Source organism: Gammaproteobacteria bacterium, assembly GCA_017999615.1.
GTDB lineage: Bacteria > Pseudomonadota > Gammaproteobacteria > JAABTG01 > JAABTG01 > JAGNLM01.
The window spans coordinates 1-21,369 of the sequence record JAGNLM010000001.1; the positions used below are offsets into that span (position 1 = coordinate 1).

At 72.5% G+C, this 21,369-nt stretch carries 19 protein-coding genes; 12 read left to right on the forward strand and 7 right to left on the reverse strand.

Going from position 1 to position 21,369, the window contains the following annotated elements; translation table 11 throughout:
- The 6 genes from KA217_00005 to KA217_00030 form a co-directional block, all read left to right on the forward strand.
- Positions 1–600 (forward strand): FAD-binding protein (locus KA217_00005; protein ID MBP7710838.1); only part of this gene is annotated, 600 nt, incomplete at its 5' end.
- Complete coding sequence (locus tag KA217_00010) at positions 597–1,574, forward strand: D-alanine--D-alanine ligase (protein ID MBP7710839.1); 978 nt, start codon at positions 597–599, stop codon at positions 1,572–1,574. The genes KA217_00005 and KA217_00010, both read left to right, overlap by 4 nt.
- Before the next feature lie 3 nt (positions 1,575–1,577).
- Positions 1,578–2,462 carry a cell division protein FtsQ/DivIB gene (locus tag KA217_00015; GenBank protein MBP7710840.1) on the forward strand — a complete coding sequence of 295 codons (885 nt, stop codon included), beginning with the start codon at positions 1,578–1,580 and terminating at the stop codon, positions 2,460–2,462.
- On the forward strand, positions 2,443–3,678 hold the full coding sequence (ftsA, locus tag KA217_00020) for a cell division protein FtsA (protein MBP7710841.1): 1,236 nt from the start codon (positions 2,443–2,445) through the stop codon (positions 3,676–3,678). Before KA217_00015 ends, ftsA begins: the two co-directional genes overlap by 20 nt.
- A 30-nt stretch (positions 3,679–3,708) precedes the next feature.
- A complete protein-coding gene (gene ftsZ, locus KA217_00025; GenBank protein MBP7710842.1) occupies positions 3,709–4,860 on the forward strand; it encodes a cell division protein FtsZ in 1,152 nt (383 codons plus the stop codon).
- A 157-nt stretch (positions 4,861–5,017) separates the two neighbouring features.
- Entirely contained in the window at positions 5,018–5,935 is a 918-nt protein-coding gene (locus KA217_00030; GenBank protein ID MBP7710843.1) for a UDP-3-O-acyl-N-acetylglucosamine deacetylase, read from the forward strand.
- A gap of 59 nt (positions 5,936–5,994) precedes the next feature.
- Here KA217_00030 and KA217_00035 read toward each other — a convergent pair whose 3' ends face one another.
- Complete coding sequence (locus KA217_00035; protein MBP7710844.1) at positions 5,995–6,462, reverse strand: DUF721 domain-containing protein; 468 nt, start codon at positions 6,460–6,462, stop codon at positions 5,995–5,997.
- 146 nt (positions 6,463–6,608) lie between these two features.
- Here KA217_00035 and secA point away from each other — a divergent pair, with 146 nt between their 5' ends.
- The 4 genes from secA (at position 6,609) to KA217_00055 (ending at position 12,214) form a co-directional block, all read left to right on the forward strand.
- Positions 6,609–9,434 carry a preprotein translocase subunit SecA gene (secA, locus tag KA217_00040; GenBank protein MBP7710845.1) on the forward strand — a complete coding sequence of 942 codons (2,826 nt, stop codon included), beginning with the start codon at positions 6,609–6,611 and terminating at the stop codon, positions 9,432–9,434.
- 88 nt (positions 9,435–9,522) lie between these two features.
- Entirely contained in the window at positions 9,523–10,743 is a 1,221-nt protein-coding gene (argJ, locus tag KA217_00045; GenBank protein ID MBP7710846.1) for a bifunctional glutamate N-acetyltransferase/amino-acid acetyltransferase ArgJ, read from the forward strand.
- Complete coding sequence (locus tag KA217_00050; GenBank protein MBP7710847.1) at positions 10,740–11,693, forward strand: Nudix family hydrolase; 954 nt, start codon at positions 10,740–10,742, stop codon at positions 11,691–11,693. Before argJ ends, KA217_00050 begins: the two co-directional genes overlap by 4 nt.
- Positions 11,690–12,214: a TlpA family protein disulfide reductase gene (locus tag KA217_00055; GenBank protein MBP7710848.1), complete on the forward strand. Its 525-nt coding sequence runs from the start codon at positions 11,690–11,692 to the stop codon at positions 12,212–12,214. Before KA217_00050 ends, KA217_00055 begins: the two co-directional genes overlap by 4 nt.
- Positions 12,215–12,247: 33 nt before the next feature.
- Here KA217_00055 and KA217_00060 read toward each other — a convergent pair whose 3' ends face one another.
- Positions 12,248–12,775, reverse strand: coding sequence for a DUF2878 domain-containing protein (locus KA217_00060; GenBank protein MBP7710849.1), 528 nt, complete (start codon positions 12,773–12,775; stop codon positions 12,248–12,250).
- A 153-nt stretch (positions 12,776–12,928) separates the two neighbouring features.
- Here KA217_00060 and sufT point away from each other — a divergent pair, with 153 nt between their 5' ends.
- A complete protein-coding gene (gene sufT / locus KA217_00065; GenBank protein ID MBP7710850.1) occupies positions 12,929–13,480 on the forward strand; it encodes a putative Fe-S cluster assembly protein SufT in 552 nt (183 codons plus the stop codon).
- 84 nt (positions 13,481–13,564) lie between these two features.
- Here sufT and KA217_00070 read toward each other — a convergent pair whose 3' ends face one another.
- The 4 genes from KA217_00070 to KA217_00085 all read right to left on the reverse strand — a co-directional run bounded on the left by KA217_00070 (position 13,565) and on the right by KA217_00085 (position 17,720).
- Complete coding sequence (locus KA217_00070) at positions 13,565–13,837, reverse strand: hypothetical protein (GenBank protein ID MBP7710851.1); 273 nt, start codon at positions 13,835–13,837, stop codon at positions 13,565–13,567.
- A 58-nt stretch (positions 13,838–13,895) separates the two neighbouring features.
- Positions 13,896–14,813 (reverse strand): HDOD domain-containing protein, encoded by a 918-nt coding sequence (locus KA217_00075; protein ID MBP7710852.1) that lies wholly within the window; start codon positions 14,811–14,813, stop codon positions 13,896–13,898.
- Between the two features lie 16 nt (positions 14,814–14,829).
- A complete protein-coding gene (locus tag KA217_00080; protein MBP7710853.1) occupies positions 14,830–17,226 on the reverse strand; it encodes a DUF1631 domain-containing protein in 2,397 nt (798 codons plus the stop codon).
- Between the two features lie 314 nt (positions 17,227–17,540).
- Complete coding sequence (locus KA217_00085) at positions 17,541–17,720, reverse strand: hypothetical protein (GenBank protein MBP7710854.1); 180 nt, start codon at positions 17,718–17,720, stop codon at positions 17,541–17,543.
- 398 nt (positions 17,721–18,118) lie between these two features.
- Here KA217_00085 and glgP point away from each other — a divergent pair, with 398 nt between their 5' ends.
- A complete protein-coding gene (gene glgP, locus KA217_00090) occupies positions 18,119–20,695 on the forward strand; it encodes an alpha-glucan family phosphorylase (GenBank protein ID MBP7710855.1) in 2,577 nt (858 codons plus the stop codon).
- Positions 20,696–20,707: 12 nt separating this feature from the next.
- Here glgP and KA217_00095 read toward each other — a convergent pair whose 3' ends face one another.
- Entirely contained in the window at positions 20,708–21,349 is a 642-nt protein-coding gene (locus KA217_00095) for a GAF domain-containing protein (GenBank protein MBP7710856.1), read from the reverse strand.
- Positions 21,350–21,369 lie beyond the last annotated feature (20 nt).

The window sequence follows — 21,369 nt, forward strand, 5'->3', positions numbered from 1 at the left end:
GCGCGCCACGGTCTCACCGGCGTCGAGTTCCTCGCGGGGATCCCGGGCACGCTCGGCGGGGCGCTCGCCGTGAACGCCGGGGCCTGGGGCGGCGAGATCTGGCAGCACGTGGATCGGGTCGAGACCCTGGACCGCGCGGGGCAGCGGCGGGTGCGCCCCCGGGCGGACTACCGGGTGGGCTACCGGGAGGTCCACGGGCCGGCCGGCGAGTGGTTCGTCACGGTCTGGCTGCGCCTGCCCCAGGGGGACCCCGCGCAGGCGACCCTGCGCGTGCGCTCGCTGCTGCGGCGCCGGGCACAGACCCAGCCCATCGGGCAGGCGAGCTGCGGGTCGGTGTTCCGCAACCCGCCGGGCGACTTCGCCGGCCGCCTGATCGAGGCCTGCGGGCTGAAGGGCACGCGGGTGGGCGGGGCGCGGGTCTCGGAGAAGCACGCCAACTTCATCCTGAACGAGGGTGGGGCCACGGCGAAGGACCTGGAGACCCTGCTGCGGCAGGTGCAGGAGACGGTCGAGCGGGTGCACGGGGTGCGGCTCGAGCCGGAGGTGCACATCGTGGGCGTCGAGAACGGCCCCGCCGGGGCCGGTCGGGGGGAGGGATGACGGCGAGCGGCAACAGGGGCGAGACCCGGGGCTTCGGACGCGTCGCCGTCCTGATGGGCGGCTGGTCGGCCGAGCGGCCCGTTTCCCTCGAGAGCGGTGCAGCCGTGCTGGCCGCGCTGCGGCGCTGCGGTGTGGACGCCCACGGCATCGACGTGGGCCGGGACGTGATGACCCGCCTCGCCACCGAGCGCTTCGACCGCGCCTTCATCGCCCTGCACGGGCGGGGCGGGGAGGACGGGGTCATCCAGGGGGCGCTCGAGGTCCTGGGCCTGCCGTACACGGGCAGCGGCGTGCTCGCCTCGGCGCTCGGCATGGACAAGCGGCGCACCAAGATGGTCTGGCAGGCCGCGGGGCTGCCCACACCGGCCTCCACGCTGCTCGCCGGCGAGGCGGACCTCGAGGCGGTGGCGGGGGAGGTGGGCTTCCCGGTGATGGTCAAGCCCGTGCACGAGGGCTCGAGCATCGGCATGGGGCGCGCGGACGACCTCGATGCCCTGCGCCGGGCCTGGGAGACCGCCCGGCGCTACGACGCGGAGGTGATCGCCGAGGGCTGGGTGCAGGGGGCGGAGTACACCGTGGCCATCCTGGGCCGCCGGGTCCTCCCCGCGATCCGGCTCGAGACCCCGCGCGACTTCTACGACTACGAGGCCAAGTACCAGGCCAGTAGCACCCGTTACCTCTGTCCCTGCGGTCTCGATCCCGAGGCCGAGGCCGAGGTCGGCGCGCTCGCGCTGGCGGCCTTCGACGCGGTGGGGGCGAGCGGCTGGGGCCGGGTGGATTTCATCCGTGACGGGGCCGGACGGTTCTGGCTGCTGGAGATCAACACCGTGCCCGGGATGACCGGCCACAGCCTCGTGCCTATGGCGGCGCGCGCGGCCGGCATGGATTTCGATGAGCTGGTGGTCAGGGTCCTGGCCACGGCCTCCGGGCCCACGCCGGGCGCCGGGGGCCCGCAACTCGAGAGCGACGCGTGAGCGATGCGGCATTGGGTCGTCGCCCTGGTGACGTTGGCCCTGGCCGGAGCCGCCGGGTGGGCCGTGGTGGTGGCCTCGGACCCGCGGCGCATGCCGGTCGCGGCGGTCGAGGTCCAGGGCGAGCTGAGCTACCTGACGCACGAGGTGCTGGTGCGGACGGTGGCCGAGCCGGCGAGCGTCGGGTTCTTCCGGGTGGACCTGCCGCTCGTGCGCAGGCGCCTGATGGAGGTCCCCTGGGTGCGGGACGCGCAGGTGCGCAGGGTCTGGCCCGACCGCCTGCGCGTGACGGTGACCGAGCGGGTGCCGGCGGCGCGCTGGGTGGGCGGTGGGCTGGTGGACAGCGACGGGACGCTGTTCCGGCCGGCCGAGTCGGAATACCCGGCCGGCCTGGTGGAGCTGGAGGGCCCGGAGGGCACCCAGGGGCTGGTCCTGCGCCGGTACAGGGACGTCAAGGAGTGGCTGGTGTTGGGGGGCTGGAAGGTCCGGCGGCTGACGGCGGACGGCCGGCGGTCCTGGCGGGTCCACACGGACGGCGGGGTCACGCTGGTGCTCGGCCGCGACCCGGCGGAGGCGGCGGTGCGGCGCGTGAGCCGGGTTCTGCCGGCGCTGCAGGTGCAGTCCGGGGGCACGTTGGCCGTGGCGGACCTGCGCTACCCCAACGGCTTCGCGGTGCGCTGGCGGCCGCCGCCGGAGGCCGAGGCCCCGCCCCCGGCCGTGCAGGAGCCCAAACCGCAGGCCCGCACGGAGAGCAGGCCGCAGGCGAAGTCGGGAGCGGAATCGGGAGCGAGGTCGGCCACCGGGCCGGCCGTGAAGCCGCAGGCCAGGCCGGGTGCCAGGACCGGGGCGCGGTCCGAGGATAGACAGGGCAATGGCAAAAAAAACCGATAAGCGGCTGATCGTAGGGCTCGACGTGGGCACCTCCAAGGTCGTCGCCATCGTGGGTGAGGTGGCCCCCGAGGGCGAGATCGAGGTGATCGGGCTGGGCTCGCACCCCTCGCGCGGCCTGAAGAAGGGCGTGGTGGTGAACATCGAGTCCACCGTCCAGTCGATCCAGCGGGCCATCGAGGAGGCGGAGCTGATGGCCGGCTGCCGCATCCACTCGGTCTTCGCCGGGATCGCGGGCAGCCACATCCGCAGCCTGAACTCCCACGGCATCGTGGCGATCCGCGAGAAGGAGGTGACCCCGGGCGACGTGGAGCGGGTGATCGACGCGGCGCGCGCCGTCGCCATCCCCGCCGACCAGAAGATCCTGCACGTGCTGCCCCAGGAGTTCGTCATCGACAACCAGGAGGGCGTGCGCGAGCCCGTCGGCATGTCGGGCGTGCGGCTCGAGGCCAAGGTCCACCTGGTCACCGGCGCGGTCAGCGCGGCCCAGAACGTCATCAAGTGCGTGCGCCGCTGCGGGCTCGAGGTGGACGACATCATCCTCGAGCAGCTCGCGAGCGCCCAGTCCGTGCTCACCGACGACGAGAAGGAGCTCGGGGTGTGCCTGGTGGACATCGGCGGCGGCACCACCGACATCGCGGTGTTCACCGAAGGGGCCATCCGCCACACCGCGGTTATCCCCATCGCCGGCGACCAGGTCACCAACGACATCGCGGTGGCGCTGCGCACCCCGACCCAGCACGCGGAAGACATCAAGGTGAAGTACGCCTGCGCGCTCGCGAAGCTCGCGAGCCCGGAGGAGACCATCGAGGTCCCGAGCATCGGGGACCGGGCGCCGCGCAGGCTCGCGCGCCAGACGCTCGCCGAGGTGGTCGAGCCCCGCTACGAGGAGCTCCTCACCCTGGTGCAGGCGGAGCTCAGGCGCAGCGGCTTCGAGGACCTGATGGCCGCGGGGATCGTCCTCACGGGCGGCAGCGCCAAGATGGAGGGAGTCGTCGACCTGGCCGAGGAAGTCTTCCACGTGCCGGTCCGGGTCGGCGTCCCCCAAGCGGTCGCCGGGCTCGCGGAGGTGGTGCGCAACCCCATCTACGCGACCGGTGTAGGGCTTCTTCTGTTCGGTCACCAGCGCATCCGCGATCAGCAGACCGAGGGCGCGGTCGGCGGTGGGCTGCACGGGGTGTGGGACCGGATGAAGAGTTGGTTCCAGGGCAATTTCTGAGCGGGTTCGAGGGCCGAGGAGGGTAACCAGATGTTCGAGCTGATGGACACTTACAGTCAGAGCAACGCAGTCATCAAGGTCATCGGGATTGGCGGCGGCGGAGGAAACGCCGTCGAGCACATGGTCACGGAGAGCATCGAGGGGGTCGAGTTCGTCTGCGCCAACACCGACGCGCAGGCGCTGAAGAAGTCGAGCGCGCGCACCGCGATGCAGCTCGGCGCGCACGTCACCAAGGGGCTCGGCGCGGGCGCCAACCCCGACATCGGCCGGCAGGCGGCCCTCGAGGATCGCGACCGGATCGTGGACGTCCTGGAAGGGGCCGACATGGTCTTCCTCACCGCCGGGATGGGCGGGGGCACGGGCACGGGCGCCGCGCCGGTGTTCGCGCAGTTGGCCAAGGAGATGGGCATCCTGACGGTGGCCGTCGTCACCAAGCCGTTCCCGTTCGAGCTGAAGCGGCGCATGAAGATCGCCGAGGAGGGGATCCGCGAGCTCTCCGAGCACGTGGACTCGCTCATCACGGTCCCGAACGAGAAGCTGCTGAGCGTGCTGGGCAGGGGGATCACCCTGACCGACGCCTTCCGCTCCGCCAACAACGTGCTTTACGGCGCGGTGCAGGGGATCGCCGAGCTGATCACCCGCCCGGGCCTGATCAACGTGGACTTCGCCGACGTGCGCACGGTGATGTCGGAGAAGGGCCGGGCCATGATGGGCTCGGGCCGGGCGGTCGGTGAGGACCGTGCCCGCAAGGCGGCGGAGGCGGCCATCAACTGCCCGCTGCTCGAGGACGTCAACCTCGCCGGGGCGCGCGGGATCCTGGTGAACGTCAGCGCCGGACCCGAGCTGACCATGGACGAGTACGCCGAGGTGGGCGCGGCGATCAACGCCTTCGCCTCCGAGAACGCCCTGGTGGTCATGGGCACGGTGCTCGACGAGAGCCTCGGCGACGAGCTGCGGGTCACGGTCGTGGCGACCGGTCTCGACCAGGCGGCCGTCACCCGGGCGGACGTGCCCGTGAAGCTGGTGAAGACCGGCACCCGTGGCGTCGAGGTGGATTTCCGCGAGCTCGAGAAGCCCACCGTCATCCGCAACAAGCCGATCGAGATGCGTCCCCAGGCGGTGGACTCCTCCGACCCGGACTATCTCGACATCCCCGCCTTCCTGCGCCGCCAGGCGGACTGAGGCCCGGTCCCGCCCCTTCCTCCCCTCGCCGGGACGCCCCCCACGGGGCGTCCCGGTTTCCGTGGCTGCCCGGTCCCCGCAGTTGCATTATCGAGGCTGAATTGCCACACTCTGTGGTTAAATCACAACGAATTACGAGCAGGGGGACGGGGAGGCCATGACCAGGCAACGCACGCTGAAGAACGTGATCCGGGCGACCGGCGTGGGACTGCACAGCGGCGCGAAGGTGTTCCTCACGCTGCGGCCGGCCCCGGCCGACACCGGGATCGTCTTCCGGCGTACCGACCTCGACGAGGCCGTGGAGATCCCGGCGCGCTGCGAGTTCGTCGGCGACACCCGCCTGTCCACCACCCTGGCGAAGGGGGACGTCCGCGTGGCCACGGTGGAGCACCTGCTCTCGGCCTTCGCGGGCCTCGGCGTGGACAACGCCCGGGTGGACGTGAGCGCCCCCGAGGTGCCGATCATGGACGGCAGCGCCGGTCCCTTCGTGTTCCTCATCCAGTCCGCGGGGATCCAGGAGCAGAGCGCGCCGAAGCGCTTCCTGCGCATCCTGAAGAGCGTGCAGGTGGAAGACGGCGACAAGTGGGCCCGGTTCGACCCGTTCGAGGGGTTCAAGGTCTCCTTCACCATCGACTTCGATCACCCCGTCTTCCGGGACCGCAACCAGTCGATCACCCTCGACTTCTCCAGGTCCTCCTTCGTGCGGGAGGTGAGCCGCGCGCGAACCTTCGGCTTCATGCGGGAGGTGGAGTATCTGCGGGCCAACCGGCTCGCGCTGGGGGGCAGCCTCGACAACGCGGTCGTGGTGGACGACTACCGCATCCTGAACGAGGAGGGGCTGCGCTACGCGGACGAGTTCGTCAAGCACAAGGTGCTGGACGTGGTGGGCGACCTCTACCTGCTCGGGCACAGCCTCATCGGCGCGTTCACCGGCTACAAGGCCGGCCACGCCCTGAACAACCGTCTGCTGGAGACCTTCTGGGCCGACCAGAGCGCCTGGGAGCTCACCACCCCGGCCGATTCGGCCCGGGAGGACTCCGCGGGACTGCTGAATCCCGTCCCCGCACCGACCTAGCCGGGCCAGCCTTTCCCGCCGGGCCAGCCTTTCCCGCCGGGCCGGCGTTTCCCGTCCAGCTAGCCTTTCTCGCCAGGGCCTGCGGCGTTTCGCGCCAGGCGCCGCAGGGACTCCTGCAGCGCCGGGTCGCTGACGCCCCCCGCGGCCTGGGCGAGGGAGCGCGCGGGCTCCTCGCCGAGGACTGCCCGCCCCGGCAGGCGAAGGGGCCCGGAGGGCGGCGGAGGGGTGGGCGAGGCGACCGCGACCCGCACCCGCGTCACCCGGCCGAGCACCGGGGCCACCGCTTCGGCCACCTCCCGGGTCACGAACCGCAGCCGGGAGGCCCAGGCCGCGGAGTCCGCCTGGATCACGAGGACGCCCCCGGCGAGGCCCGCGACCCGGCTGTGCTCATCCAGGGGGGCCGGGAGCCGGGCGCGCAGCAACTCCGTTGCCCGGGCGAGCCGCCGGGCTTCCTCGATCAGCCGGCCGAGGTCCCCGGAGGCGTGCGCGAGCAGCCCACCCAGCGGCTTCGGTCCTCCTGCGCCCATGGCCGGTGACCCTAGCCGGCCTGCCGGCACTCCGCAAGGGGCCAGTGCGGCGTCCCCTGCCGGCGTGCGCCCCCCTCTGTGCTTGACGCACCCTGCATGGGGCGCCGATCATTTCGCTTTTGATTCCCCGGGGACCGGATCCGCCCATGGCCATGAAATTCCTGCGCAAGATCTTCGGCAGCCGAAACGAGCGCGTGATCAAGCGCATGCGGCGGACGGTGGAGCGGATCAACGCGCTCGAGCCTGCCACCGAGGCGCTCTCCGACGAGGACCTGCGCGCGCGCACCGAGGCGTACCGTGAGCGGGTCGCCCAGGGCGCGCCGCTCGACGAGATCCTGCCCGAGGCCTTCGCGACGGTCCGTGAAGGGGCGCGCCGCACACTGAACATGCGTCACTTCGACGTGCAGTTGATCGGCGGCATGGTGCTGCACGAAGGCAGGATCGCGGAGATGCGCACCGGCGAGGGCAAGACGCTCGTCGCCCCGCTCGCCGTCTACCTGAACGCCCTCGGCGGGAAGGGCGTGCACCTGGTGACGGTGAACGACTACCTCGCGCGGCGCGACGCGGAGTGGATGGGTGCGATCTACCACGCACTCGGCCTGTCGGTCGGCGTCATCAACTCCTCCGGCGGGCGCGGCCCCGACACCAGTTCCTACCTCTACGACCCCGAGTGGAAGACGACGGACATCGGCTATCTGCACCTGCGCCCCGTGACGCGCAAGGAGGCCTACGCCGCCGACGTCACCTACGGCACGAACAACGAGTACGGCTTCGACTACCTGCGCGACAACATGGCCTTCAGCCTTCCCGAGCGGGTGCAGCGGCCGCTGAATTTCGCCATCGTCGACGAGGTTGACTCCATCCTGATCGACGAGGCGCGCACGCCGCTCATCATCTCCGGCGCGTCGGACGAGAGCTCCGAGCTCTACGTGCGCGTGAACAAGCTCATCCCACGGCTGGTGAAGCAGCAGCAGGAAGACGGCCCGGGCGATTTCAGCGTCGACGAGAAGGCGCGCCAGGTATTCTTCACCGAGGAAGGGCACGCGCGCGTGGAGCAGTTGCTCGAGGAGGACGGCCTCCTCAAGCCCGGCGAGAGCCTGTACGACGCCGGCAAGCTCGTGCTGATGCACCACCTGAACGCGGCGCTGCGCGCCCACGCGCTCTTCCAGCGTGACGTGGAGTACATCGTGCGCGGCGGCGAGGTCGTCATCGTCGACGAATTCACCGGGCGAACGATGCCGGGCCGGCGCTGGTCGGACGGGTTGCACCAGGCGGTGGAGGCGAAGGAGGGCGTGCCGATCCAGGCCGAGAACCAGACCCTCGCCTCGATCACCTTCCAGAACTACTTCCGCCTGTACCAGAAGCTGGCGGGCATGACCGGCACGGCCGACACCGAGGCCTTCGAGTTCCAGCAGATCTACGGGCTCGAGGTGGTGGTCATCCCCACCCACAGGCCGATGGTCCGCGACGACATGCCCGACCAGGTCTACCTGACCGCGCAGGAGAAGTTCGACGCGATCATCGCCGACGTGAAGGACTGCCGCGCCCGCAAGCAGCCCGTGCTGGTGGGCACCGCCTCGATCGAGACCTCCGAGTACCTCGCGCGCCTGTTGAACGACAACGGGATCCCGCACCAGGTACTGAACGCCAAGCAGCACGAGCGCGAGGCCAACGTCGTCGCCCAGGCGGGCCAGCCGGGCACCGTCACCATCGCGACCAACATGGCGGGCCGCGGCACGGACATCGTGCTCGGCGGCAACCCGCAGGCCGAGATCCGCGCGCTGGCCGACCCCACGCCCGAGCAGCGCGCGGAGGTCCTGCGCGACTGGCAGGTGCGCCACGAGCAGGTGGTGGCCGCCGGCGGTCTGCACATCATCGGCAGTGAGCGCCACGAGTCGCGGCGCATCGACAACCAGTTGCGGGGGCGTTCGGGACGCCAGGGCGACCCGGGGTCGAGCCGGTTCTACCTCTCGCTCGAAGACAACCTGATGCGAATCTTCGCCTCGGACCGCGTCGCGGGCCTGATGCAGAAGCTCGGCATGCAGAAGGGCGAGGCCATCGAGCACCCCTGGGTGACCCGCGCCATCGAGAACGCGCAGCGCAAGGTCGAGGGCCGGAACTTCGACGTTCGCAAGCAGCTCCTCGAGTACGACAACGTCGCCAACGACCAGCGCAAGGTGGTCTACTCCCAGCGCACGGAGCTGATGGCGGCCGAGGACATCTCCGAGACGATCGAAGGCGTCCGCGAGGACGTCATCCACTCGATCGTGAGCGAGTACATTCCCCCGGAGAGCCTCGAGGAGCAGTGGAACGTCGCCGGGCTCGAGGAGGCGCTCGAGCGCGAGCTGACGCTGAAGCTCGACCTGCGCGGCTGGCTCGAGCAGGACTCGGGCCTGCACGAGGAGACGCTGCGCGAGCGCATCGTGGAGGCGGCCCGCGCCGCCTACCGCGAGAAGGAGGCACAGGTCGGCCCCGAGACCATGCGTCACTTCGAGAAGGCGGTGATGCTGCAGGTGCTCGACACCCTCTGGAAGGAGCACCTCGCGGGCATGGACTACCTGCGCCAGGGGATTCACCTGCGGGGCTACGCGCAGAAGGACCCGAAGCAGGAGTACAAGCGCGAGGCCTTCCAGATGTTCTCCTCGCTCCTCGACCGCGTGAAGCAGGAGGTCGTGGGCATCCTGTCGCGGGTGCAGGTGCGCGCCGAGGAGGACGTGGAGGCCGTCGAGGCGCGGCGCCGGTCCCAGGCGCCCATCGAGTACTCGCACCCCAACGCGAGCCCCTACCCGGTGGCGACCGGCGCCATGGCCGAGGCGGACGGGGGGGACGCGCCGGTGCCGGAGGCGGGGCCGGAGGAGGCCCAGGGGGCGCGCGAGCCCTTCGTGCGCGAGGGGCGCAAGATCGGGCGCAACGAGCCCTGCCCGTGCGGGTCGGGCAAGAAGTACAAGAACTGCCACGGGCGGCTCGACTGACGCCCGCGAGGAGAGGCCGGTCCCGCGCAGCAGCACCGGGACCGGCCCGCGGGGCAGTGAGGAGAGTCGAGGCCGCAAGGGTGAGCGTATGCCGGTGAACCTGAAGCCCGCCGAAGGTCTGTTGCCCGTGCCGGGCGTGCGGCTCGGCGTGGCCCAGGCGGGGGTGAAGCGCGCGGGGCGGGACGACCTGCTGGTGGTGGAGGCCGCGCCGGGCTCGACCGCGGCGGCCGTCTTCACCCGCAACGCCTTCTGCGCCGCGCCGGTGACCCTCGCGCGCCGGCACCTGGCGGCGGGCGACCCGCGCTACCTGCTCGTCAACTCGGGCAACGCGAACGCCGGCACCGGGCCCCAGGGGCTCGAGGACGCGCTGCGGACCTGCGAGGCCCTGGCGGAGGCGGGCGGGGTGTGCGCCGAGGCGGTGCTTCCCTTCTCCACCGGGGTGATTGGCGCGCCGCTCCCCGTGGACCGCATCGTGGCCGCCCTCCCGGCCGCGCTCACGGCGCTGACCGAAGAGGGCTGGGCCCGGGCGGCGCGCGCCATCATGACCACGGACACGGTGCCCAAGGGCCTCTCCGTGCGCCGCACGGTCGCCGGGCGTGAATTCACCGTGACGGGGATCGCGAAGGGCGCCGGGATGATCCGTCCCGACATGGCCACCATGCTGGCCTTTCTCGCGACCGACGCGGCGGTGCCCGGGGCGCTCCTGCAGGCCTGCCTCGCCGAGGCGGTGGAACGCTCCTTCAACCGGATCACGGTGGACGGCGACACCTCGACCAACGACGCCTGCGTGCTGCTGGCGACCGGGCGCTCGTCCGCCCCGCGCGTCGAGGCGGTGCGAGGGGCCGGCTATGCCGCTCTGCGGGACGCGGTGGCGGAGGTCTGCACGCACCTGGCGCAGGCCATCGTGCGCGACGCCGAAGGGGCGACCAAGTTCGTGACCGTCGCGGTCGAGGGCGGGGCGAGCGAGTCGGAGTGCCTGGACGTCGCCTACGCCATCGGGCACTCGCCGCTGGTGAAGACCGCGCTCTTCGCGAGCGACCCGAACTGGGGCCGGATCCTGGCCGCGGTGGGCCGCGCGGGCCTCGCGGACCTCGACATCGGGCGGGTCCGCATCGACGTGGGCCCGATCACCATCGTCGAGGCCGGCGGCCGGGCCCCGGGTTACACCGAGGATCAGGGGCAGGCGGTGTTCGGGGCCCCCGAGATCACCATCCGGGTGCTCCTCGGGCGCGGCGGCGCCTCGGCCACGGTGTGGACCAGCGACCTGTCCTACGACTACGTGCGCATCAACGCGGAGTACCGCACCTGATATCGGTCGCTGCGGCCGCCCTCATCGACGCCGCCGGGCGGGTGCTGCTCAGCCGTCGCCCCGACCACGCCCACCAGGGCGGGTTGTGGGAGTTCCCCGGCGGGAAGCTCGAGCCGGGGGAGCCGGTCGAGGCCGGGCTGGCCCGGGAGCTCGAGGAGGAGCTCGGGGTCACCCCCACCGCGATGCGGCCCCTCATCCGGGTCCGCCACCGCTACCCGGACCGGGAGGTCCTGCTGGACGTCTGGCGGGTCGACGCCTGGACGGGCGAGCCTGAGGGCCGCGAGGGTCAGGCGATCGAGTGGGTGGCCCCCGGGGACCTGCCGAAGCGCGCGCTCCCCGCCGCCGACCTCCCGGTGGCCGCGGCCGTCCGTCTGCCGCCGGCCTGCCTGATCACCCCCGAGCCCGGCCCCGACCCGTCCCGGTTCCTGGAGACGCTCCAGCGCAGCCTCGAGGCGGGCGTGCGCCTCGTCCAGTTGCGGGTGCGCTCGCTCGCGCCGGCGCCGCTGCGCGCCCTGGCCCGGGAGGCCCTGGCGGTCTGCCGGGCGCAGGGGGCCTGGATGCTGGTCAACGGGGACGCTGACCTCGCCGAGGCCATCGGGGCGGACGGTGTGCACCTCCGCGCCGCGGCCCTCGCGGCCCTGAGGGAGCGTCCCCTCGGCCCCGGCCGCTGGGTGGGCGCCTCCTGCCACGACGAGCGCGCGCTCGGCCGCGCGCAGGCCCTCGGGGTCGACTTCGTGCTGCTCTCGCCGGTCCGGGAGACAGCCTCCCACCCCGGCGCCCGGCCCCTCGGCTGGGAGCGCTTCCGCTCTCTCGCCGGGCAGGCGAACCACCCCGTCTACGCCCTCGGGGGCCTCACACTGGCCGATCTCCCCCTCGCCTGGTCCCACGGTGCCCAGGGGATCGCCGCCATCCGTTCCCTCTGGCGCGACCCTCCACGGAGCGAGCCATGACCCGAATCGGCTTTGCCGCCAGCCTGCTCGGCCTTTCCCTCGCCCTGGCGGGTCCCGCCCCGGCGGCGGGGCCCGCGGCCGACGCGCCGATCCTCACCGACCTTGACGGCTGGCCCCGGCGGCTCGAGGACCTGGTGGGCCAGGACCGCTGGACGGTGGTGATGTTCTGGGCCTCGGACTGCGGGGTCTGCAACGAGGAGGCGCCGGCGTGGGTGCTCTTCGACGAGCGGTGGCGCTCCGAAGGCGCTGGCGTCGTCGGCGTGACCCTCGACGGCCAGGCGGGGCTCGCGGCGGCGCGGGCCTTCCGGGACCGGCACCGGATGGGCTTCCCGAATCTCATTGGCGAGCCCGAGGACGTGGCCCGGATGTTCACCGAGCGTGCCAGGCAGCCCTGGCTCGGTACCCCGAGCTTCCTCGTCTACGGGCCGGGGGGCGAGCTTCGGGCGCGGCACGCGGGCGCGCTCCCCCCCGGGCGCCTCGAGGAGTACCTCCGCAAGCAGGCTGGCAGGCCGGCGAAGTGAGGCTCCGGGGAGGGCGTGGGGGTTGGCGGGGGTCTAGGCGGCCGCCGCCCGCGCCCCGGGCGCGGGCTGGCCTGCGAGCCAGGCGAGCACGGGGAGGGCGAAGAGCCACTCCACGCTGACCGCGAAGAGCGCGCCCTCGTCCAGGGTCAGGGCGCCCAGCCGCTCGCCGGCGAAGTAGGAGAACGGCCCGCCGGAGGCGCCCAGGAGCGCCGCGACCAGGGGCCGTCCGAGCACGAGGCGGAACGAGTGGCGCAGGGTCGCGGCGAAGCCGACCCAGAGGCCGACCATCCAGAGGGCCGTCGGCCACCCGAGCCGGGCGTGCTCCGGGAAGTCGAGCCATCCGCCCAGGACCAGCACGGAGTCGGCGCCGTAGCCGAGCGCCCCGGCGGCGGCGAGCAGCCGGAGCTCGTGGCGCCAGCCGACCCCGCACGCCCACAGGTGCAGCGGCAGCCAGAGGAGCAGGGCGCCGACGCCGAGCCAGGGGAGCCCGCGGGCCGCGCCGTAGGCCGCGGCGGCCCAGACCACGTAGAACGCGAGGCCGTTTCCCAGAACGGTCGTCATCGGGCCCTCCCGCCGCCCGGAAACCCTGCCGCGAGTATACGCTGGCGGTGCACCCGCCCCGGCCCCGCCCTCGCGCCCGGGGCCGGGGCTCAAGTCCGGCCTGCGGAACTGCGCTATCCTCGGGGCGACGGGAACGCGCGAGGGGAGGGTGGCATGTACGCGAAGGTCTGCGAGCCGGTGAGGCTCAGGCGCGATTGCCCCGCGGTGGCCGTTCCCGAAGGGGTCCCCGTCGAGCTTCCCCAGGGTACGGTCGGCTCCCTCGCCCAGGCGCTGGGGGGCAGCTTCACGGTCTACGTGCAGGGCAAGATGTTCCGCGTGGACGGCAAGGACGCCGACGCCATCGGGCGGGAGCCGGTGCCCCTGCCGGAGCTTCCCCCCGAGGCGACGGACCGCGACGTGGAGCGGGCCGTCTGGGAGGCGCTGAAGGGTTGCTACGACCCCGAACTGCCGGTCAACGTGGTCGATCTGGGGCTCATCTATGGCTGCCGGGTGGAGCCGCGGCCGGACGGGAGACGCGAGGTCCACATCACCATGACCCTGACCGAGCCGAGCTGCGGCATGGGTGACGTGATCGCCTGCGACGTGCGCGGGCGGGTCGAGCGCGTGCCCACGGTCGCCGCGGCGCACGTGGACATCGTGTTCGAGCCGCGGTGGACGCCGGACCGCATGTCCGACGTGGCGAAGCTCGCGACGGGCGTGTATTGAGACGGACGCAGGGACCCGGCGCCGGCTGGCCGGTCTCGTGGGTCTGGTTGGTCGCGCCGGTCTCGCCGGACCGGCGGTGGTCTCTCAGTCGCGGGAGCTGAAGCGCTTCAGGATCACCTCGACCTGGTCCTCCGTGACCTTCCCGTAGTGGTGCATGCCCCACGGGGCGAGGATCACGAGCCACTGGTGGCTCTCCTCGGCCCAGCGCCGGATGACGTCGATGGCCCGGCGCAGCTCCTCCATCGTGTGCGCGCTGCCGGCCTCCTCGGCGGAAACCTCGGGCGCGTGCTTGGAACGCTGCAGGGCCTCCAGGATCTCGGACCGTTCGAGCTCGACGGTCTTCTCCAGCTCCTTCATCGACGGTGCTCCCGTGAGATTGGCGCGGTGTGCCGGCGCGTCTGGCCGGTGAAGGGCCTTATCGTCGCCCTCCGGCGGCCGCGCGTCGAGGGGGGCACACGAGACTCACGGTCTCGAGGAAGTGCTGGTCGGCCTCGAGGATCAGCTCCTCGGACGCCGTCTCCGGGTCGGGTAGCCCGATCGTGGCCCAGGCGGTCTCCTCCAGGGCCGTCTGCTCGGCCGGGTGCTCGGTGAACGCCCCGATTCGGGACCGGTTCGCGAGCGCCTCGGCCACGTGCAGGATGGCGGCCTCGAGCGGGGCCAGGCGCGCCGCGCTCGGCGCGTGGTGGCAGGCCACCGCGTCCGACAGGGCCTCCGGCAGCCCCCAGTGGGTCATCAGCTTGCCGCCGAGCTCCGCGTGGCTGAAGCCGAACGCCTCGAGCTCGGCCTGGTAGAGCACCGCCTCGTCGCCCGCGGCGATGAGGAGCGTCTCCCGGCACGCGTCCGGGCGTGTCTGGTAGAGCACCAGGCTGCCCAGGTCGTGCAGGAGCCCGCCGACGAAGAGCCGCTCCGGGTGCAGCACCCCCACCCGCCGCCCGCACGCCCGCGCGATGAGGCCGCAGTACACGCCGTGACGCCAGAACGTGTCCATGTTGACCAGGTCGTTGGGAATGTCCGAGAAGGACTTCACCGCCGACACGGCAATCGCCAGGTTGTGCACCGCGACGTTCCCCACCACGGCGACGGCGCGGGACACGGTGTCGATGCGCGACCGGTACCCGTAGAAGGAGCTGTTCACGAGCCGCAGCAGGCGGGCCGTGAGGCTGGGGTCCTGGGCGATGACCTCGCCGACCGCGCGGGCGTTGCTGCGCGGGCTGCCCAGCAGCTCGGTGATCCGCACGCAGATGTGCGGGGGCGAGACCAGGACCGACAGGGTGTCGAGCTCGCGGGCCGAGAGGCCGTCCTTCGGCGGGGGCGCGGCGAGGTTGGCGGACAAGGGGCTGCTCCTGCGTTCAGTGGCTGGCGTTGTTGGAGCGCCGCAGTCCCTGCATCAGGTGGCTGACGGCGCGATCGAACAGGGGGACCGATTCCATGAGCCGGGCGCTGCCGCGCCGGAAGTCGAGCGCGAGGCCGGCCGTGGTGCGCTCGGCGACCTTCATGCCCCGGCGGTCGGTGAAGAGGTAGACGCCGGTCACGCTGCTCACCCAGGTGAGGCGGGCCCGGGTGCGGGCCCCGCTCTCGCTGAGGAACTCCACCCAGGTGCCGATGGCGAGGCCCTGGGCGGCCTGGAGGTGCGCGTCGTGCTCGGGCGCGGGCGGGGCGGCGGGCTCCGGCTCGAGCCGGGGGTCCTCGATGACGATCTCCTCGAATTCGCCCCCGTGGTGCAGACCCGGTCTCGGCGGGCGCGCGGGCGGCAGGCCGAGGATGGCGGTGACGAGGTCGCGCCCCTCGGGCTCCGGCGCTCCCGCCTGGCCCGGGAAGCGGGCCGGACTCCCCAGGTCGATGTCCGTGCGGGGCTCCAGCACCGTGGGCTCCATCGCGCCGCAGGCGGGTCCGGGTGAGGCCGCGGGCGCTGCGTCCGGGGGCGTCTCGCCCTTCATCGCCGCCGCCTGGTAGCGGGCGAGGGCGGCGACGAAACGGCTGCGCTCCTCGTCCTCGATACTCAACGTGCGGATCGTGTCGCTCAGGCCCCGCACGAAGTTCGGCAGGGCGGCCAGCAGCTCCCGGCGCTCGGCCTGCGTGCGTTTCGGCAGGACGCTCCAGACCAGGGTCTCCAGCATCCGCACCCGGGTCTCCCAGAGCTCGCTCGTCTCGCCCTCGCGGTTGTGGGTGACCACCAGCAGGTTGCGCCAGTGCCGGTCGACGAACTCCTGCACCGGGGCGGGCACCGGCCCCATCGCGAGGCAGCGCCGGATCTCGGTCTCGGTGGCCGCCTTGGCCAGGTCGAGGCGCTCGCGCCCCTGGAGGATCTTCACCGAGAGCTCGGCCCGCTGTTGCGCCCGCTGCTCCTGGGCGGCGAGGAAGTTCTCGAGCTCCGTCAGCAGCTCGGAGAACAGCTCCACGTTCTGGTCGAAGTCCTTCAGCACGCGCTGCACGACCCCCTCGACCGCGTGGAAGAGCTCGTCGTTGCCGTCGCGGTTCTCGTCCCAGCCCACCGCGGCGCCGGCGAGCGTGTTCAGCAGGCGCCTTGCCGGGTGGTTCTTGCGCGCGAACAGGGCCTTGTCGAGGATGGCCACCTTCAGCAGCGGGATCTGCAGGCGCCCGATCAGGGCCTTCAGGGCCGTGGGGATGGCCTTGTCGTCGAGGACGTAGTCGAAGAGCAGGGTGACGAGCTCGAGCATGAGGTCGTCCACCTGGTCCATCCCGCGCGTGAACCCCTCGCTGCGCAGCTGGCGCAGCACGTTCACGGTGCCGGCGGCGATCTGGCCCGGGTCGAGCTGGACCCCCTGCAGGCCCTCGAAGCCCTCGAAGCCCTCCATGCCCGCCGGGCTCTGGCCCGTCTGGAGCACGCTCAGCGCGCCCAGCATCTGGGGCAGGGCGACCGTCGCACCGCCCCCCGTGAAGGACACCGGCTGACCGGGGCGGGTGGCCGCGGCGAGCTCCTGGATGAGGGACACCACGTCCGGCTCGAGCGGGGCGGTCATCGCCCCCCGTCCCGGGGCGTTGGTCGTCCGGGTCGGCCGCACCACCGGCCGGCCGAGGTTCGGGCGCTGGATCGAGGGCAGGACGTTGCGGCTCGCGAGGTGGTGGTTCAGGGCCTGGTAGAGCCCCTGCAGGTCCGCCACCAGGTGCCGGTCGAAGAGCTTCAGGACGAGCAACTGAACCGTGAGGCCGGTCTCGAGCGTCGTGCTCGCCTTGCGCACGGACTCGCAGATCGTCTCCGGGGAAAAGGGGTTGCGGGCGCCCTTCAGCTCGGGGTCGCCGAGGAGATGGCCGACCCGGCGGTCGAGCGCGTAGAGCTCGTCCTCGTAGAGTCCGTGGGCCTTGGCCACCATGTTCTCGACCGCGATCGTGACCTCGAGCTCGTCGTTCTCCACCAGCCCGAGGGACGCCCCGGAGGAAGAATCGCCCACCGGGCGGCCGAAGGGCGTGGGGCTCGCCGAGCGGCGCTCGAACTGCTCCTGGAGCTGGGCCCGCAGGGCCGTCTCCATCCCCGCCCGGCGCAGGCGCACGTCGCGCATGGCGTCGAAGTAGACCCTCTGCTGGGCGTTGTTCTCCGCCTTGTCGGCGAGCTCGAACAGCGCGTCGTCCAGCCGGTCCAGGGTGTGGGCCGCGAGGCGCTGGAGCGCCTCGAGGGCCATCTCGCGGCAGGTGCGCAGGAGCGTCGCCGCGCCCGCCGGGGGCAGGCCACGGGGGGTCGCCAGCGGGATATCCGCCGGGTGGGTTTCCAGGGCAGCGGTCGGATTCATAAGCTTCACGTGCGCGCGGGTCTCGGCGTCTTTCATACTTCGGCCTGTTCCCGCCGGGCTTTACCCGCACGATGCGAGGACCCCGGCGAGTCGGGATCTCCCGTGACAACGAGCGTGCCAGATCGGGCGAAGCGCGCGACCCCGTTGATTTTATTGGGGTGGACGGGAGGGCAGGGGTGCCGGTGTGGGGGCAGGGCGCGGGGCGACGTCCACGCCGTTGACGGCGCCGCCCCGGGCTGCCGGGCGCAGACCCAGCCGCCGCGCGCACTCTCGCGCGGGGAAACGCCGTTGACGGGGGCGCAACGCCCCCTTCCTCAGAACGCCCCGAGGTCCTCCAGCACCCCGTCGGCCCAGGCCGAGGGTGGGGGGGGCAGCCAGCGCTCGCGCGCGGGCCGCGGTGGGGCGTGCAGGCGGCCGACCTCCTCGAGGTCGGGGTTCCAGGCCGAGCGCAGGACCTCTTCGGGGTACGTCGCGGCTTCCAGGGGCAGCTTCATCACGGTCCTCCGCCCCAGGGGGGCAGTCTACCGGGGATTCCGGGGTGCGGCACGGTGCCGGCCCCACCCGGCAATCGCCGAGGCAAGAGCGGTGCCGGGCCGGGGCAGCGCCCCTGCCGGCGCGGGTCCGCGGGTCCGCGGGGCAGCGACCGCGACCCGCAGGCGCTGCCGGCGTCAAAGGCACCGACAGCCACCGGGCGCTTTCTGTGACGCAGGCCGCGCCGGCGAGTCTCGGGGGAGGCCCCTGGGGGCGCGCCGGTGCTCGCCGGGCTGGCCCTTCGCCCGGCCTGTAAAGCCCGCCGTCAGGGTGAGCCCCACCGGCGGCCCCGGACTATGCTTTACCTCGGCCGCCCCGGGGTACGAGGGGTGCTGGTCCGGCGGGGCAGGAGGAGGCGCGCATGAGCGGGACGACGTTCAGTGTGGAGGTCCAGCCGGTGCTGCCCGCGCGGCTCGCACGGCTCACCGACCTCGCCCACGACCTCTACTACAGCTGGGACCGGAGCGTCAGGCGCATCTTCCGGGACCTGGACGAGGCGACCTGGGTGGCCTCGCTGCACAACCCCCGGGTGTTCCTGCGCCGGGTGCCCCAGGCCCGCCTCGACGCCGCGGCCGAGGACCCCATCTTCCTCGCTGAGTTCCGCCGGGCGTTGAGTGCCTACGACACCTATCTCGAGTCGGCCGGCAGGCCCCGCTCGGAGCCGCACCTGGAGACCGGGCGGGACCTCGTCGCCTACTTCTCCGCCGAGTTCGGCTTCCACCAGAGCGTGCCGCTCTACGCCGGCGGCCTCGGCATCCTCGCCGCAGACCTCTGCAAGGCCATGAGCCACCTCCGCGCGCCCTTCGTGGCCGTGGGGCTGCTCTACCGCCAGGGCTATTTCGACCAGCGCCTGCTCTGCAACGGGGACCAGATCGCCGACTACCGCACGGTGGAGCCGGCCGATCTGCCGGTGTCCGCCGCCCGCGACCCGCGGGGGGCGGAGGTCGTCGTCGCGGTCGACCTGCCCGGGCGCCGCCTGCTCCTGCGGGTGTGGGAGGCGAAGGCGGGCCACGTCCGGCTCTATCTCCTCGACTCGGACGTCCCCGGGAACAGCCCCCGGGACCGGGCCATCACCTACCAGCTCTACGGGGGCGACGCCGAGACCCGGATCCAGCAGGAGATCGCCCTCGGCATCGGGGGGGGCCGGGCGCTGCGTGCCCTCGGGCTCGCGCCGACCGTCTGGCACATCAACGAGGGCCACCCGGCCTTCCTCGTGCTCGAGCGCTGCCGCCAGCAGGTGGAGCAGGGGCTCGACTTCGCGAGCGCCCACGAGTTGGCCGCGGCGAGCACGGTCTTCACCACCCACACCCCGGTGCCCGCGGGCCACGACATCTTCGAGCACGCCCTGATGCGGACCTATTTCGGCGGGTTCTGGTCCGGGCTCGGCATCGACGAGGGGCGCTTCCTCGCCCTCGGCGCGACCCCCCGGGACCCCGGCCGTTTCAACATGACTGCGCTCGCCCTGCGCGGCTCGCGCTACCAGAACGGGGTGAGCCGCATCCACGCCCGGGTCGCCGCCCAGAACGAGGCGTACGTCTGGCCCGAGGTCCCTCCGGACGAGAGCCCGATGGGCCACGTCACCAACGGCGTGGATGTGGGCACGTTCCTCGGCCTGCCCTGGAACGCGCTCTTCGACATGTACGTGGACCGGGGGTGGCGGGCGCGCTTGACCGACACGGCCTTCTGGGAGCGCGTCCTCGACCGGATCCCGAACCACGTCTTCCAGAGCGTGCACGAGATCCTGAAATCCGAGCTGCTGGAGTACGCCCGGGAGCGGGCCACCGTGCAGTACCGGCGGGGGGGCTACGCCGAGTCGCTCATCCAGCACCTGACGCGCTTCCTCACGGCGCGCCGGCTGGACACCCTGCTGGTCGGATTCGCGCGGCGCTTCGCGACCTACAAGCGCGCCACGCTCCTCTTCCGCGACCTCCCGCGGCTCGCCCGCATCGTGAACAACCCCGACCGCCCGGTGCTGTTCCTCTTCGCCGGCAAGGCCCACCCGAACGACCGCCCGGGCCAGGACCTCATCCGGACCATCGCCGAGGTCAGCATGCGCCCCGAGTTCCAGGGGCGGATCGTGCTCCTCGAGGACTACAACTTCTCCATGGCCCGGCGCCTGATGCCGGGCGTGGACGTCTGGCTGAATGTCCCCGAGTACCCCATGGAGGCCTGTGGCACCTCGGGCATGAAGGCCGCCATCAACGGCGCCATCAACCTGAGCGTCCTGGACGGCTGGTGGGGCGAGGCCTACGACGGGGAGAACGGCTGGGCCATCCACCCGCACCCGGAGCTCGACCCCGCGCGGCGCGACGAGCAGGAGGCGCTCGAGCTCTACGACCTGCTGGAGGACCAGATAGCCCCCATGTACTTTGCCCGCAACCGCGAGGGCGACCGCGACGTGTGGGTGGGCCGCTCGAAGGCCTCCATGAAGACGGTGATGCCGCGCTTCAACGGCATCCGCATGGCCCTCGACTATCTGCGGGACTACTACGCGCAGGCGGCCCGGCACGGCGTGCGCCTGGCGGACGGGGGTGGCGCGGGGGCGCGCAGCCTCGCCGCCTGGAAGGCCCGTGTGGCGCAGGCCTGGCCGCGGCTGCGGATGCGGTTGGCCACGGCGCTACCCGCCGCGGTCCGGGCCGCTGACCCGCTCGCGCTCGAGGTCGCGGTCTCCCTGAACGGGCTGCAGCCCGAGGACGTCCGGGTGGAGTGCCTCTCAGGGGTGCTGGACGAGGTGGGGGCGTTCGTCGCCACCGGGAGCACGCTCCTCGAGCCCGCGGGAGACGCGGGCGGGGGCGAGACGCTCTACCGGCTGAAGCTGCGGGGCGAGGGAGGCCGGCCGCTCGGCGACGGCCTCGGCCACTTCAAGGTGCGGCTCTTTCCCTACCACCCGCTCCTCGCCCACCGCTTCGAGACGGGGCGGATGCTCTGGCTGGAGTAGGCCGGCGCCCTCTCAGCGGCCTCCGGCGGCCATCGAGACCGGCGCCTGCCCGCCGAGGGGGTCGCGCAGCGCGAACTGCTCCTCCAGCGAGCGCAGCAGCTCGCCCGCGAACCGGCACATCAGCATCAGCAGCGCGAGGTCGTCGGCGCCGAAGCTCTGGCCCGATTCCTTGTTGAGCGCCTCGATCACCCCGATCAGGCGCCCGCCGCCCATGATCGGCGCCGCCACCAGGCTCTTGGTGTTGAACTGGAAGGCGTCATCCACGCCGGCGTAGAAGCGCGGGTCCTTGCGCGCGTCCTCGACGATGGTCGGCTCGCGGTGGCTCGCGACCCACCCGGCGATCCCCGCGCCCGGGGGCAGCCGCAGGCCCGTCAGCGAGGACGGCGGGAATTCACCGAGGGCCACCACGAACACGAGCTCGCCGGTGTCCTCGTCGAGCACCAGGAGCGAGCCGTTGTGGGCGTCGATCGCCTCGAGCGCGTTGCGCAGGATCTGCTCCAGCAGCTCCACGATGTGGCTGCTCACGTCGCCCTCGGAGGCGTCCGCGAGGTTCTGCAGGCTGCGGATGAAGCGTCGCAGGCCGGCCACCTCGCGGGCGAGCGTGCGGTTCTCCTCCCTCAGCCGGTCGATCTCGTCTCGGGTGGGGTCGTTCATTCTCGTGTCTTCCCGTGGGG